This is a genomic window from Paracoccus broussonetiae (assembly GCF_031854425.1).
Lineage (GTDB): Bacteria > Pseudomonadota > Alphaproteobacteria > Rhodobacterales > Rhodobacteraceae > Paracoccus > Paracoccus broussonetiae.
In genome coordinates this window covers 83,141-97,651 of the sequence record NZ_JAVRQI010000006.1, presented here as the reverse complement: position 1 = coordinate 97,651, position 14,511 = coordinate 83,141, and the positions used below count along the sequence as shown (strand labels likewise).

Genomic DNA, 14,511 nt, shown 5'->3' with positions numbered 1-14,511 from the left:
AAACGCCTAAACCGGCAGGAACCGACCTAGCGATCCCTGTTTTCACTGATGATAGAATTGGCTCAGACCGCCAGCCGCCAGAACCTTGATATAGAACAGGAGCATCGCATTGCCCTTTGCCTCGGGGCGCATCGATCCGGCACATCGCTGATCGCGGCAGCGTTTGAGGCCCTTGGCGCGCGATTGGCCTTGCCGGAGCACGAAGCCAGTGATGAGAACCTAAAGGGTTTCTTCGAGCATGGCGACATCGTCGCGCTGGACGATCGACTCCTGCAGTTGGCTGGCAGTGCATGGGACGATCCGGGCTTTGACGGCCAAGCCTTGCTTGAGCTTTCGGCCGATACCCGGTCCGCGCTGGAACAGACCGCTGGCGATATCCTTCGACAGGATCTTCTGAAGGCCCAACTTTCGGCAGTCAAGGATCCCCGGATGTGCCGGCTGCTTCCATTCTGGTTCCCGACCCTGCGTGCGGCGGGCTATCGCGACGAGAGCGTGCGATGCGTGCTGGTCACCCGCGATCCGGTCGAAGTCGCTATTTCGCAGCGGACACGCTGCCGCAAGAGCCCCGATTACTATGAGTTCGGCGAGAACTTGGCAGAAGGCGCCGCACTTTGGTTGGGGCACATTCGCCCCATTCTGCGCGACTGCCTCGGCCGCGAGCTGCTGGTGCTGTCCTATCGGGACTTCCTGGAGCGTCCGGCGGAACTGTTCGAGGCACTTGGCGCATTCCTGGAGATAGCCCCGGATCCGGTGCGGATCGCCAGATTCGCTGACGAATTCATCGATGCGAGCCTATGGCGCAGCCACGTCGATGACATGGCCGTTGCTGAGGTTGAAGAGGCCTTTCCGGGATTGCGAGCCGCCGAGCAATGTCTTGCGGCGCTGTCCGGACGTGTCGTGGGCGAAGCGGAACTGTCGCCGATCCTTCAGGAACTGGACCAGCCCGCCTTCGGCAAGTCGCTATCCCGGATCACGGCCCGCGCATACGGCCGGCTGTCGGCGCGTCGCCGCGATGAGCGGATGGAAGCGCTTCGGACCGAGAACGCCCTGCAGGTGACGCGCGCCGCACGTGACGAATTCGCACGGTCCAGAGATTCCGTTGCCGCCGCCGCTGCCAAGGTGGAAGGCGGGTTGCGCGAGAATCTGACCCGGCTGAACGAGGGCCTTGCGGCACGTGATCGGGAAATTGCCGATCGCGGCAGGGAGTTGCGTGAGGCGGCTGAACGGCACAACCGTGCCTTGGCCGAAGCCGAGGTCGCGCGTGCGGCCATGCAGGTCCGGATGGATGAGTTGCAGAAGGTCTCGGATTACCTGCAACAAAGCATGGGGGCCATGCTCTCCTCTCGGTCCTGGCGGCTGACCTATCCCCTGCGCAAGGCGGGGACGATGGCCCGCGATGCGAAGCGGCTGCCCGCAATCGGATTGCGCAAGCTGAATCGCGCCAGTCAGGTCGCGCACCAACGGCTGAAACGGTCGCACCCGGAGACTGCGGAGTTGCTGCGGCGAAACATCCAGCCGCTGATGATGCGCGCAAACATGAAGCTGCTCGGGCAGTACAATCCCGCGCAGGAAATTGCCATGCGGGAAGCCGAGCCTTCCGCGGTGCTTTCCTCGAATTCCATCTTTGAATATCAGCAGACACGTGAATTCCCCCCATTCGCGCCGCTGGTCACGATCATTGTCCCGAACTATAATCACGCGCGTTATCTGGAAAAGCGTTTGGACAGTATTTATGCCCAGACCTACCAGAACTACGAAGTTCTGCTGCTGGACGACTGTTCATCCGACGAAAGTCGCGAGGTTCTGAACCGATTTGCAGAAAAATTCCCAGATCGCACACGTACCCTGTTCAACGAGGCGAATTCTGGTGGCGTCTTCTTCCAGTGGGAGAAAGGGCTTGCCGCCGCGCGCGGAGATCTGATCTGGATCGCGGAAAGCGACGATTGGGCCAGTCCCAACTTCCTGGAATCCCTCGTTCCCTACTTCCAGAACGAGGCCGTTCAATTGGCTTATGCGCGTACCATTTTTATGGATGGCGCGGGCGAAAACCAGATCTGGTCGATGGAGGAATATCTTGCCCAATTCGGCGGTGAGCGTTGGGGCAGAAGCTGGGTAGAAACAGCTGCCAATATTGTCCGTGATGTCTTCTCGATGACAAACATCGTGCCAAACGTCAGTTCAGCTGTGTTCCGTCGATTTGATCGACTGGAGGCGCTGGAAATCGACTCATGGCGAGGTATGCGAACTTGCGGAGACTGGATGTTCTATCTTAACGCCATTCGTGGCGGGATGATGGCTTATACTCCAGATGCGCAGAACTTCTATCGCATTCATGAAAGCAACACCTCAGTTACTTCTCATAAAGCAGACAAGTTCTACCGAGAGCATGAAGAGGTGGCAAAGTGCCTGCGCCGCCATTATCGCGTTCCTGCCGAAAATCTTGTTCGGATGGAATCCAATCTGCGGCATCATTGGAAGATTACTCGCGGCGACTATTCGGATGAGGCATTTAACACCTGCTTCGATGCTGCCCGCATCCAAGTCGAGCAAACGCGCAAGCCGGGTATCCTCATGGCGGGCTACGCATTCTGCGCCGGTGGCGGCGAGACATTCCCCATTCAACTTGCCAATGAGCTGAAGCTTACGGGATATGAAGTAACCTTCCTGGACTGTGCACGCGAAGAGCGCGTCGAAGGCATCAGGGCCATGCTGGCCACCGATATTCCTGTCATTAGTGATTTCACCCATCTTCGCCGGATCGTTCAAGATTTCGACATCGAACTGGTCCACTCGCATCACGGGTGGGTCGACAATACGGTCCTGGACCTGTTGCCTCCAAATTCGCCGACGCAAACGGTCGTGACCTTGCATGGCTTTTATGAGACCGTGCCCGAAGCGCAGTTGAAGGTTCTTCTGCCGCGACTGATCAACCGAAGCGGTGGCCTGGTTTATACGGCCGGGAAAAATCTTGACGCCATTCGTCAAGCTGGTCTGATTGACGTGCGCGAGATTCATCGCATCGACAATGCCCTGTCGAAATCCGATGTGAAACCGCTTGATCGCGCCACGCTTGGCATTCCTAACGAGGCGTTCGTCCTGACGCTGGTATCACGCGCCTTGCACAGCAAAGGCTGGCTTGAAGCAATTGCTTCGGTCGGTCGCGCAAGGGAAATCTCGGGACGGGACATCCATCTGATCCTGATTGGCGAAGGCGAGGCCAAGGATGCAGCCGAGGAAGCCGGGATTCCAGGTCACGTCCATCTCCAGGGCTTCCGGCAGAATATCAGGGATTACTTCGCTGCATCTGACCTCGGATTCCTGCCGTCACGTTTTCCGGGAGAAAGTTTTCCACTGGTGGTCATTGATAGTCTGTTGGCCGGAACCCCTGTGCTTGCCAGCGATATCGGAGAGATCCGCTATATGCTTTCCACCAACGAGGGACCCGCGGGCGCTCTTTTTTCGCTGGACGAGGAATGGAGAATAGACACCGAGGGATTGGCCCAGCTGATCGCGGATCTGGCAAGCGAGCCGGGCGAAATTCAGCGGCTGAAAGCCCGGGTTTCGACGGCAGTTGATCGCTTCGATCCGCAGCGGATGGCCGACAATTACGATAGCGTTTATCGACGGGTCACTGCCAAGGGCGGACAAATATCATGAGCGGATCAGTTGGACAGGTTCTGGTCACTGGTGGTGGCGGTTTCATCGGGACCGCGCTGACCCGACTGCTGTTGTCGCAAGGCATCAAGGTTCGCAATTTGGACTTCGTGCCGAACGATTTCACCGCACCTGGCTTGCGGCATTTTCAAGGCAGCTTCCTCGATCACGGTCTGACGCGCGAAGCAATGGCGGGGGTGGATTGCCTGTTCCATCTGGCGGCGACCACGTTTACGCGCGAAGCGAACCAGAATCCGGCGCGCGATGCACAGGAAAACATCTTGGGCACGTTGCAGTTGCTTGATTATGCGTGCGAGGCTGGTGTCAAGCGCGTGGTGTTCTGTTCATCCGGCGGGACGGTATATGGACCGACGGACCTTGACCTGATCCCGGAGACTGCGCCGACCAATCCCATCTCGGCCTACGGCATTTCGAAACTCGCCTGCGAGAAATACATGCGGCTCTACGACGCAAGCAGCGGTTCCGGGGTCGGCAATGGCGCACTAAGCACGGTCACCCTGCGTGTCGCAAACCCTTACGGCGCGGGGCAAAACATCAGCAAGGCGCAAGGGGCGCTGACGACCTTCTGTCACCGAGCGGTTCGAAATGAGCCGATTGAAATCTGGGGCGACGGTACGGTCGAGCGCGACTATATCGACGTCCGTGACGTGGCCACTGCACTTCTCGCTGCCGCGCGTGCAGTCAAGGTGTCGGGGACAGAAATCAATATAGGCTCAGGACGGGGGGCATCGCTCAACGAGCTCGTCTCGGGTATCACCGCCCAACTCGGCCACGCACCAACGGTGACATACCGGGCTGCACGCAGTTTCGATGTGCCGCGGAATATACTTGATATCGCGAAGGCAAAACGAGCATTGGATTGGGAGCCTGTGATTGGATTGCGAGCGGGCATCGCCAATCTTCTTGCGGACATGCAGTCCCGCCCTGAGGCCTGAGACAAGGAAAAATCATGAAGCGCGCAATCGTTCACATGGGGATGCCGAAAACGGCAACCACTTCGTTTCAGAACGCCGTTTATGAACACCGTCATACGCTTTTTGATAGGCACCGAATTCTCTACCCAGCGGTAGGAGCAAATCACACAAATACACTCTGCCCGATGTTCCTACCTGATCCACGCAGTCATATCAGCGTGAAGATGATGGGAATTACCACACCGGAGCAAGCCGAACGATTTGTGAGCAATTGCTTTCAAAAGATGGAAGCTGAGCTTTCAATAGGCGGTTGGGACACTCTCGTATTGTCTGCTGAGGGGCTTGCAAATCTGCATACCGGGGCATTACGTGATCTTCGTTCCTGGCTTGATGGCTTCGTGGATGAGATCGAAGTTATCTATTGGCTCCGTCATCCTGTTTCATTTACGGTTAGCGTCATCCAGCAAATGCTGAAAGGCGGAGAGACTATCGATGATATGATCGATAGAATGCTGCCACTTAGCAACTACCAACGGCGATTGGAAAACGCGATAGCTGCTTTTGGGGCAGAAGCTATGCGCATCTATCGCTTTGAAGATTGCATACAGCATCCAAGTGGACCTGTCGGTGCCTTTTGTGAACAGATTTACGTTCCTTGGGAAACTGCGAATACAATTATAGACAGCGCCACTGTCGAGAACGAATCTATGAGCATGCTATGCGGATATACATTGGACGCCTTAAACAGGTTGGTTCCAATGTTCAAAGATGGGGTTTTTAATCCGCTCAGACAAAATGGAGAGCTTGCTAAGCTGTTGACAATCAAGGGACCGCGCTTTGCCCTTGATTACGAGAATACACGTCGGATTCGCGAGGCATCTCGTCCAGAGATCGCGTGGCTGAGAGACAAGTGTGGATTGGATTTCTATCCAGATATGCTTGTTGATGAATTTGCGCACCCTGAGTCAGTTCAGATTCCAGATCGCGAGACAACTGAATCTTTGGCATTGCTGCTTTCCGACTTGCACAATTCAAAAAAGTGACTGCGCGGCTGATCGGATCCGCTCGTTCAGCCGCGAGATATCTGCGGCACAAGTATCAGATGGCAGAGTTTTGAAACCGATCCTGATCCTGATGGCCACCCGGAACGGGGGGCGGTTCATTTCTGATCAATTGGAGAGCATTGCGCGCCAGTCCCATGCGGATTGGCAGCTTTGGGTTTCCGACGATTCCTCGACCGATGCGACGCTGGAGATCGTGGGGACGTTTGCGGCTCGGCGACCGCAGGGGCAAATCAAGGTGCTTCGGGGACCGGGGATTGGCGCGACCGAGAATTTCCGAAGCCTTCTGCGCCGCGCCGACCTTGCTGGCCGGTGCCTTGCGTTCTGCGATCAAGACGATGTCTGGGATGCCGACCATCTTGCGCGGGGTTTGCAGGCGCTGACCGATGTGCCGAACCCGCTTGCGGTCTATGGGTGCCGGATGCGTGTCTGCGATGCGGCGCTGCAGGAACTGCATCTGTCGCCCCGCCCCGCACGGCCCCTGGGGTTTCGGAACGCGCTGGTCCAGAACATGCTGAGCGGCAATACCATGCTGATGACCCCCGCTGCGGCCCAGCTGCTGCAAGAGGCCGAAGCCGAGGCGGGCTCGATCCCGATCCACGACTGGTGGGCCTATCAGCTTGTCACGGGCGCAGGCGGCACGGCGATCCTGGACGAGCAACCGGGCCTGCTTTACCGGCAGCACGGGGCGAATGTCATTGGCCTGAAACGTGGGATCCGCACGGTTCCGGGGCGGCTGGCGCGTCACCTTCGGGGCAAGCACCGGGAATGGGCACTGCAGAACAGCGCCGCGCTGGCGGCCTCATCCGCGCGTCTTACCCCGGAAAATCGTGAAAGGCTGCGGGCCTTTACCGAAGCCCTTTCCGCCCCTTTGCCAGGTAAGCTGGCGTCGCTGCGACGCTCAGGCGTCTATTATCAAAGCCCGCAGGCGCGCGCGGCCTTTTGGCTATCGGTGGCCATCGGCGGGTTCTAGAATTGAATTTTGCAATTCGATCGATTAGATTGTAATGCAAATCAGAAATACGGATTGCCTATCATGTCCGAATCCACAATCACGATCAAAGGGCAGACCACCCTGCCTAAGACTGTCCGTCAGGCGCTGGAGTTGGGGCCGGGCGATCGGCTGCGCTATGTCATCCTGGATGACGGGCAGGTGCGGCTGATGCGGACGCGGGCTGTGTCGGAACTGGCCGGGATGCTGCACCGGCCAGGGCGGCCGCCGGTTTCGCTGGCTGACATGGACGAGGCGATCGGCCAAGCCGCGCGGGACGAATGATCGGCATCGATACCAATGTTCTCGTCCGGTTTCTGACGCGCGACGACGCCACGCAATCGACACAGGCCGTGGCGCTTTTCGCCGGCTTGACCGAAGCACAACCAGGCTACCTGTCGCGAGAGGTCATGGTCGAGCTGGTATGGGTGCTGGAGCGCGCCTATCAACTGCCGCGCGCCGAGATTGCGATGGCGGTGGACGGGCTTCTGGCGGCGCGCGAAATCATGGTCGAAATGCCAGACCGCGTCGGCCTTGCCATCGAGCGTTACCGTCAGGGTGGCGCGGGCTTTGCCGATCACATGATCGCACTTTCCGCCCGTGATGCCGGCTGCAGTGCGATCTTCAGTTTCGATCGCAAGGCCATTGCCTCGGCCCAGATGTCGCCTTTGCGCGCGCCCGACTGAGAAAGCTGGCATCGGGGCGCTCCGGGCACTGCCGGTTCAAACCATCACTCACGATGGCCACAGCAGAGGGCAAGTCGTTCAGCGGGCGCTTCGACCCTGCATCCCGGCTTCAAGCCGTTCGGCCATGCGGCGAAAGACGTTGGCGATGGCAAGCTCCATCTCCAGCCCGTCGGTCGCGACGGAACCCGGGTCTTCTTGTCCGTCTTGCAGAATCTGCCGGTCCTCCAGCCACAAGACCACCTTGCGCAGGTCCTTGGCCTCGATCAGTCCGGGCAATGCATCGACCAGCTTTTCCAGGGCGATCAGACGCGCCTCGGCAGATTGTGCTTGTGTCAGGGGGTGGGTCATGTCGGAATCCGTCATTCGCGCGGCTTGGGCCATGCTGCCCGGAACGGGCGCAAAAAGCGAGTGGGGTGCGGCGATCAATAATTCCCCGGCGGGTCGCTGGCCGGAAAGGATTCGTCCCCCTGCTCATCAACCATGTCCCAGTTTCGCGGCGGCGTAGTCATCTGGCGGCGTCCTGCGTCGCGCACCTTGGTCAGGGCGGTGTCCGGAAAGGTCCGATAGCGGGCTTGGTCGCAGACGGATTTCAGAAGAAACCCGGCCGCGATGCCAAGGCAGAATGGCAGGATCTCGTCTCGCATCGTCTTGCTCCCTCTCCGATCAGGCCACAGGCGCCGATTTGAAGATGGAGCAAACCGGCAAGTGCGGCAGATGTTCCCGTGATCAGGAAGGCGGACATTCCGGCGCAATGCAGGGTTTCGATGAGGAAGGGGCAAACTGATGCCTTCGCATCATTCCGGGCGGCCGTTCCGCTTTTGCAGGAACTTCTGCTTGCGGGTCTTGGGACGGACCTTGCGAAACGTATTGTCGAAGAACCGCAGCACCTTGGTCACCGACATCAGCCTGTCGACCACCGAACTGAGGTTCTGCAGGCGTTCGGACAGCACTTCTCCTGCAGTCAGCGCGATTTCGGATTGCGTGAAGCGGGGAAAATGCTGCTGAAGCGCGGCATAGGGATTTGCCTGATGCCCGCCCACCAGATCGACCTCGCCATGACGAAAGAGCAGTCGCAGGACGACCTGCTCGAACGTCCAGTCATGCACGTCGAAGACCTTCCACTTTTCGCTGCGCTTCGAGGAAAAGCCGGCAAGGTGGATTTTCGGGGTCACATCGATCTGGCGCAGCCAGACGCATAACCCGAACCCGGTCGTCGGCGCCTTGTCCTGCGGATAGAAGGGCAGCAGCACCCCGCTAAGGTCCAGATGCTTGACCGGGACATCGCCGAAAGCCTCGGGAGGGCTGAGGTTCTCGTCGGGTCCGACCTTGATGTTGACGACGCCAAGAAAGGTGTCGCGATCGAAGAATTTCAGAACCTCCGGGACTTCGCGCCGGTGGACGATATTCGCCCCCATCATCCCGCTTCGGCAGGCCAGAATCGCGGGCCGCGGGAACGGAACGTCCAGCACCTTGTAGACCTTGTTGAAGAAGATGAAGAGCGTATCTTGCGGAAAGTCCCGCAGCAGCGACGCGATATCTGTTTCCGCGCTGTTCGCAACAAGGACGACGTTCGAATAGGCTTGGAAGAATGCCTTCCACTCGCTTGCGGCAGGATCGACCTTGACCGTCGCAGTGGTCGAGAAAAAGGCGTCAGTCATTATCATTCTTCCAGACATCCCCGGCATCGGGACGGTTCAGATAGCCGTGAAGTTTTCGGGATTTACGAAGCCCCTCGATGCTTTTGCCAAGATGCAGCAGGAAGCTGGCGACCTGTCCCGGCAGGCTTCTGTTCTTTTCCATCTGCCAAGGCGTCCCGGCGAGATATTGGCGATAGGTTTTCGCATGTTCCCGGTGGATCCAGGCGACCTGACGCTGCCAAGGCTTTCGGCGACCGGTAAAATGGACGATGACCGGCTTCGAAATTTCGGGCAGAAAGCCGGTCTGGGCATTCCAGCGCGGACTTAGCCGCACCCATTTCCCTTCCAGCGCCGCGTTCAGCGCATCCTGATCGGTGGCGTGGTAATTGTCGAGACAGGTTTCAAGCTTGTGCCTTGCCTGTGCAAGCAGTTCGCCTTGCAACGTGGAGGGCCAGTCAAACAGGATCACCCCCGAGTTGAAATAGGCGCTATCCGGTCCCAGGCCCAGCTTTTGCCTCCGCTCTTGCACCTTTCGCGGGAAGGCCATGATGAAGTCATCGACGGCAATGGCGGGCTTGCGCATGAAGCCGATCCGACGCAGCGCATTCATCGGCCTGACGACCAGCGTATCGGCGTCCATGTAAAGAACCCTGTCCAGATCGCGCGGCAGGATCTGGTCGAGAAACAGCCGCGTCAGGACCGAGGGCGACCAACGGCCGCGCGTCACCTTGGGCAGTTGGTCCCGCGTGAATGTCAGGACTTCAAGCGGAAGCCCGTGGCGCTTCTTGAAATCCGATATTGCATCGTGATCCGCTGGAGTGGCGTCCAACGTGACAAGGAAGAAACGCGCAGGGCGATCCAGCTGATTACGCGCAGAAAGCAGGGCGCAGCAAGCCGCGGCGAGCATGTTGTGGTCGGCACAGGTGACGACCGCAAAATCGGCCTCGTCATCGACGGCATTCATGCTTGCGCTACCCGCCCCTCATCTGCAGAATCGCTTGACGTCAAGTCTACAGCGCGCGGATGGGAAGGCAATTGTGACTGTTCTACTAAGCCTCTCACGCGCAAGGCGATATGCCTATCGTTTCGTGAAATTCCACCTCGCCGCGGCGCGCGCGCCCCGGCTGGACACACTTGAGGGCAAGACGGTGGTGGTCGTGGGGTCGGCACCGTTCTCGACCCGGCCAATGGGATGGAACCCCGATTTCCGCGTCCTGACCATCAATGCCTCGCAAATTGCGGCGCAAGGCTGGCTTACCCAGCAGCCGGACGTGACCCTGATGCAGTTCAACCAGATCGAGGGAACCAATTCGTCTGCCGTAGACGTGCGCAGGGTGCTGCAGCATCGCCGCACGGGGATTCTGTTCATGCTGCATTGGCGTCACGACCTTGAACGGCTGCGGCGCGGATTGGCCAGTTTCGACTATGGCCATGACCAGGTTCGGCTGATGGGCAGGTATGAGCGGATCGCTCTGATGCGTGAGGTCACGGGCAGACTCAACGTCGAGCTTGAGGCGGATACGAAATGGTCGAACGGGATCGTCGGCGCGGCTCTGGCCATTCACAGCGGCGCCGCCAACGTTATCCTGACCGGCATCGATCCGGCATCGACGGGCCATGCCTATAACGATCTGGCGCATCCACGCCTTCACGCCTCGATGGATCTGGGCGCGTTGGAGATTTTCCGGCAGCGCGGCTATCCGCTCTTTACCGCCGATCCCCATGTCGCGGAACGGACCCAGTTGCCGCTTTGGATGGGTTAAGGCTCAGATCGGCCTGAAGTCGGGATCGATCGCCTTGGCCATGCCGATCCAGCGGTCGGCATAGGCGACGTTCTGCCAATCCTTGAACCAGGGGCCGCCATTCGTGTAGTGGACCGCCTTCGGAAAACCGGAATCTGGCGTAGCGTTCCAGCCTTCAAGCCAGTTCCACTCTTCGGGCAGCGCCCCGATTTCATCATCTGCGGCCCATTGCATCCGGTGCAGATAGGCGCCGCTTTCCCGGTTGATCAGCTCCGGCGTCAGCTTCCGCGTCGAGGGGTGGTCGCAATTGAACAGCATGAACGAAGACCAGTTCTTGCGGGGATAGGTCGTCTGGACCTTGCCATCCATCTTTACCCCGGCTTTCGGGTTGTAATCATGATGCACGCACAGCACCGCCTTGCTGTCGTCGCGATAGTCCAGCAAACCCGCAATATCGCCAAAGAAAAGGAAGTCGCAGTCGCAGAACAGCGCCCATCCCCGGTAATCCGCCAGCCACGGCGTGAAGAAACGGGAATAGGTGAATTCCGTCGAGGCGAGCGGATCGACTTCGCGCGTATAGACCCCGCGATCAACCAGCTCCTGCAGCTTGATAGGATGGACATCGACATCAACCGTCGCTTTTTCCAGCAACGAGGATTTTGCCACCTGATAGGCAATATCCTCGCGCGAGTCCCAGCCGATGAAAACCTTCAGATCCGTCATGTCATGCTCCACGGAAAAAGGGGGTGCCTATCGGGTCCGGGGCTGGCTTTCCGTGGGTCATAGGCCCGGATCTCGCTTTGGTTGATTCAAGCCTAAGCCTGCGGAATCAGAAGATTCAAGGGCGAAATCACATGCCGCCTGCCGGCGTGCAGGCTGGTTGCATGAACCCGCCGAGGAACGCGGCCAGTTCGTCTTGCCCCCCAATGGCAGCACTTGCGCGACATGCCGGTTGGGCCGCATCAGAACAGCGCACCCCACCTGGAAAAGCCGGATGACGGGCGCGGAATGGAACGCCTTGCCGACGGTCATTCCGCGCCTTACGCAGGGAACTGGCCAAGGACCGACGCGTCAGCCGGGACAGGCTGCGCCGCTGTCGATCCAGGCGCGGGTCAGCTTGCCGAACAGCTCTTGCGAACCGGGTGCTGGGGTTCGGCCCTCGCCCGGGTCCCAGCCCCAGCCGACCAGCCCATCCTGCGCATTGTGTTCATAGAGCTGTTCCAGCGTCCGGCCCCCATTGCGTTCGGGGTCTTTCAACTGCGCGCAGATCGCGCCCAGCCCCAGTCCCTGCCACCCCATGCTGACCGGAGCCAGCGCCCAAGGCTCATGGCCGGGGATCGAACGGTGGTTCGCGGTCAAAGCCACGTTTTCGGTTCCGTGGCAGACGTTGCAGTTCATGCCCGCCGCGCCGAAATCCGCCTCTCCACGCACCACGGGGGGGCTATGGGGGTGCATGTCGTCGCCCTGCGTCGGCCCGCCAGTGACAGGGTGGCAGTTCAGGCAGCGGGGATGGGTCAGCACCTTCCCCATCTCTTCGAAGATCGCGGCCGAGCGTTCCTTTTCATCCTTGATGCCCTCAAACGCCTCGGGACCTGAAAGGTCCTGCGCAAAAACGGGTGTCGTGGCGAGTGCAAGGGCCAGCGCCGGGATCCAGCGCCGCATCATGCCGTCGCCCCGACAAAGGGAAGGCTGTAATGACGCTCGCCGCCAAGCGCGCGCAGGGCATTCGCAACTGCGGGTGCCAAAGGCGGCACCCCCGGCTCTCCCACTCCGGTCGGGTCGGCGTCGCTGGTGATGATGGCGACCTCGACAGCGGGCATCTCGGATATCCTCAGCATGGGATAGTCGTGGAAATTCGACTGTTCGACCTCGCCCCCGGGGGCAAGGGTGATGCGGCTGTGCAGGGCCGCGCCAAGCGCATAGCCGATGCCGCCCTCCATCTGGGCGCGGATCACATTGGGATTGACCGCGATTCCACAATCGACTGCGCACCACACGCGCGAGACGCGCGGCGCGCCGTCGCGGGTCTCAACCTCGACCACCTGCGCGACATAGGTGCCGAAACTTTTTGCCCAGGCGACACCATAGCCCTTGCCGTCGCGGGTCGGTCCGGTCCAGCCCGACATCTCGGCCGCCTTCTCGATCACTCCACGTTCGCGATTGGCTTCAGGCGGCAGAAGCTCAAGCCGACCTTGCACCGGATCCTTGCCCGCCGCCTCAAGCACCTGGTCCAGGAAGGTCTCGACCGCATAGGCCGTGTGCGTATGGCCGACCGAGCGCCACCATAGCACGCTGACGGGGCTTTCCATCTGCGCCCAGCCGATCCGGCGCGCACCAAACTGATAAGGCAGCCCGGTCGAACCTTCGAACGAGGTGTTGTCGGGCCCGCCCTTCAGCATCGGCTCCATCGCCGTTCCTTTCATGATCGACTGGTTGGCGACCATGTTTTCCCAGCCGAGAATCCGACCCTCGGCGTCGATTCCGGCGCGGAAACGGTGCACCGTCATCGGTCGGTAATAGCCGCCGCGCAGGTCATCCTCTCGCGTCCAGACCAGTTTGAAGACCCCATCCCGCCCCGCAGCCTTGGCGACCTCGGCCGCTTCGGCAGCAAGATGCGCGGTCCCCTGCGCGCGGCGGCCAAAGGATCCACCTGCCAGCAGCACGTTGATCGAAACATCCGTGACCGGCACGCCCAGAACCCCAGCCACCGTCGGCCGGTCGATCGAGGGGAACTGGCAGCCGAACCACATCTCGGCCTTGCCGCCCTTGAGTTCGATCACCGCATCAAGCGGCTCCAACGGGGCATGGGCGAGGTATGGGAACAGATACTCGGCCTCGATCACCTTGGCGGCGCTGGTCATGGCCGACATGTCGCCCTTTTCCTCGACCGTCAGCGCGCCGGCGTCCAGAGCCTTGCGGAAGCTTTCGAACATCGCGGGGGTGCCACGCGTCTCGGCGGCGGAATCGTCCCATTCGACCACCAGCGCGTCGCGCCCCTTCATCGCGGCGAATGTATTGCGCGCGTAGACGGCGACGCCGGTTGGAATCTGGCGCACCAGTTCAACGCCGGGCACCGCCAGCGCTGCCTTGTCGTCAAAGCTGGCGACCTTTGCGCCGAACCGCGTCGGATGCGCGACCAGCACCGTCAGCATCCCGTCGCGATAGATGTCCAGCGTGAACTGCGCCGTGCCATTGGTCTTGCCGGGCGTATCCAGTTTGGGCAGATCATGCCCGATCAGCACGAACTCGGCAGGAGATTTGATCGGCGGATCCGCGGGAACCGGGATCTTGGCCGCCGCCTCTGTCAAGGCACCGAAACCAGAGCTTTTCCCGCTGCCCGCATGCGAGACGACACCAGCCTTGACGGTGATCTCGGACGCGGGGACCCCCCAGCTTTCTGCGGCGGCGTCAACCAGCATCGCCCGCACTGCCGCCCCGGCCTTGCGCATCTGGATGAAGCTATTGGCAATCGCAGTCGATCCACCCGTGCCTTGCGCGCCAAACAGGGTGTTGGCGTAAAGTTCGTCATTGGCAGGCGCGCCTTCGGCCCGCATCTGCGACCAGTCAGCGTCCAGCTCTTCGGCGACCAGTGTGGCAAGGCCGGTATAGGGGCCCTGTCCCATCTCAATATGCTTGATCAGAACGGTGACAAGGTCATCCTTGCCGATGCGGATAAAGGCGTTCGGGGCAAACGGCCCCGCCGCGGCGACCTGCGCCCGGCCAGTGCCCAAGGGCAGCACCATGCCCAGCGTCAGCCCAGCACCTGCGGCCAGAAAGCCCCTGCGCGTTGTCGAGAAACCCATGG

The 14,511-nt window shown here is 60.2% G+C and carries 14 protein-coding genes; 7 read left to right on the top strand and 7 right to left on the bottom strand.

Annotation, left to right across the window (positions count from 1 at the left end; translation table 11 throughout):
* Positions 1-57 precede the first annotated feature (57 nt).
* From RM190_RS09245 to RM190_RS09220, 6 genes are all read left to right on the top strand, one after another.
* Positions 58-3,657: a glycosyltransferase gene (locus RM190_RS09245; protein ID WP_311759135.1), complete on the top strand. Its 3,600-nt coding sequence runs from the start codon at positions 58-60 to the stop codon at positions 3,655-3,657.
* Positions 3,654-4,610: an NAD-dependent epimerase/dehydratase family protein gene (locus tag RM190_RS09240; RefSeq protein WP_311759134.1), complete on the top strand. Its 957-nt coding sequence runs from the start codon at positions 3,654-3,656 to the stop codon at positions 4,608-4,610. Before RM190_RS09245 ends, RM190_RS09240 begins: the two co-directional genes overlap by 4 nt.
* A gap of 14 nt (positions 4,611-4,624) precedes the next feature.
* Positions 4,625-5,632 (top strand): hypothetical protein, encoded by a 1,008-nt coding sequence (locus RM190_RS09235; RefSeq protein WP_311759133.1) that lies wholly within the window; start codon positions 4,625-4,627, stop codon positions 5,630-5,632.
* The gene (locus tag RM190_RS09230) at positions 5,535-6,623 is read left to right on the top strand and encodes a glycosyltransferase family 2 protein (RefSeq protein ID WP_311759132.1); all 1,089 of its coding nucleotides are present in this window, start codon (positions 5,535-5,537) and stop codon (positions 6,621-6,623) included. The genes RM190_RS09235 and RM190_RS09230 overlap by 98 nt, the downstream gene beginning before the upstream one ends.
* Before the next feature lie 63 nt (positions 6,624-6,686).
* A complete protein-coding gene (locus tag RM190_RS09225; RefSeq protein WP_311759131.1) occupies positions 6,687-6,926 on the top strand; it encodes a type II toxin-antitoxin system PrlF family antitoxin in 240 nt (79 codons plus the stop codon).
* Positions 6,923-7,327 carry a PIN domain-containing protein gene (locus tag RM190_RS09220; protein ID WP_311759130.1) on the top strand — a complete coding sequence of 135 codons (405 nt, stop codon included), beginning with the start codon at positions 6,923-6,925 and terminating at the stop codon, positions 7,325-7,327. The genes RM190_RS09225 and RM190_RS09220 overlap by 4 nt, the downstream gene beginning before the upstream one ends.
* A gap of 78 nt (positions 7,328-7,405) precedes the next feature.
* On the opposite strand, the gene RM190_RS09215 is transcribed toward RM190_RS09220, so the two are convergent.
* The 4 genes from RM190_RS09215 to RM190_RS09200 form a co-directional block, all read right to left on the bottom strand.
* Positions 7,406-7,690 (bottom strand): hypothetical protein, encoded by a 285-nt coding sequence (locus tag RM190_RS09215; RefSeq protein WP_311759129.1) that lies wholly within the window; start codon positions 7,688-7,690, stop codon positions 7,406-7,408.
* 59 nt (positions 7,691-7,749) lie between these two features.
* A complete protein-coding gene (locus tag RM190_RS09210; RefSeq protein WP_311759128.1) occupies positions 7,750-7,971 on the bottom strand; it encodes a hypothetical protein in 222 nt (73 codons plus the stop codon).
* Positions 7,972-8,121: 150 nt separating this feature from the next.
* Positions 8,122-8,985, bottom strand: a complete 864-nt coding sequence (locus RM190_RS09205; RefSeq protein ID WP_311759127.1) for a hypothetical protein — start codon at positions 8,983-8,985, stop codon at positions 8,122-8,124.
* The gene (locus RM190_RS09200; RefSeq protein ID WP_311759126.1) at positions 8,978-9,928 is read right to left on the bottom strand and encodes a glycosyltransferase family 8 protein; all 951 of its coding nucleotides are present in this window, start codon (positions 9,926-9,928) and stop codon (positions 8,978-8,980) included. Before RM190_RS09200 ends, RM190_RS09205 begins: the two co-directional genes overlap by 8 nt.
* Positions 9,929-10,001: 73 nt before the next feature.
* Here RM190_RS09200 and RM190_RS09195 point away from each other — a divergent pair, with 73 nt between their 5' ends.
* Positions 10,002-10,727 (top strand): hypothetical protein, encoded by a 726-nt coding sequence (locus tag RM190_RS09195; protein ID WP_311759125.1) that lies wholly within the window; start codon positions 10,002-10,004, stop codon positions 10,725-10,727.
* Between the two features lie 3 nt (positions 10,728-10,730).
* On the opposite strand, the gene RM190_RS09190 is transcribed toward RM190_RS09195, so the two are convergent.
* From RM190_RS09190 to RM190_RS09180, 3 genes are all read right to left on the bottom strand, one after another.
* The gene (locus RM190_RS09190) at positions 10,731-11,429 is read right to left on the bottom strand and encodes a hypothetical protein (RefSeq protein WP_311759124.1); all 699 of its coding nucleotides are present in this window, start codon (positions 11,427-11,429) and stop codon (positions 10,731-10,733) included.
* A 348-nt stretch (positions 11,430-11,777) separates the two neighbouring features.
* Complete coding sequence (locus RM190_RS09185; RefSeq protein ID WP_311759123.1) at positions 11,778-12,368, bottom strand: Isoquinoline 1-oxidoreductase subunit; 591 nt, start codon at positions 12,366-12,368, stop codon at positions 11,778-11,780.
* Positions 12,368-14,509, bottom strand: coding sequence for a xanthine dehydrogenase family protein molybdopterin-binding subunit (locus RM190_RS09180; protein WP_311759122.1), 2,142 nt, complete (start codon positions 14,507-14,509; stop codon positions 12,368-12,370). Before RM190_RS09180 ends, RM190_RS09185 begins: the two co-directional genes overlap by 1 nt.
* Between the last annotated feature and the right edge of the window lie 2 nt (positions 14,510-14,511).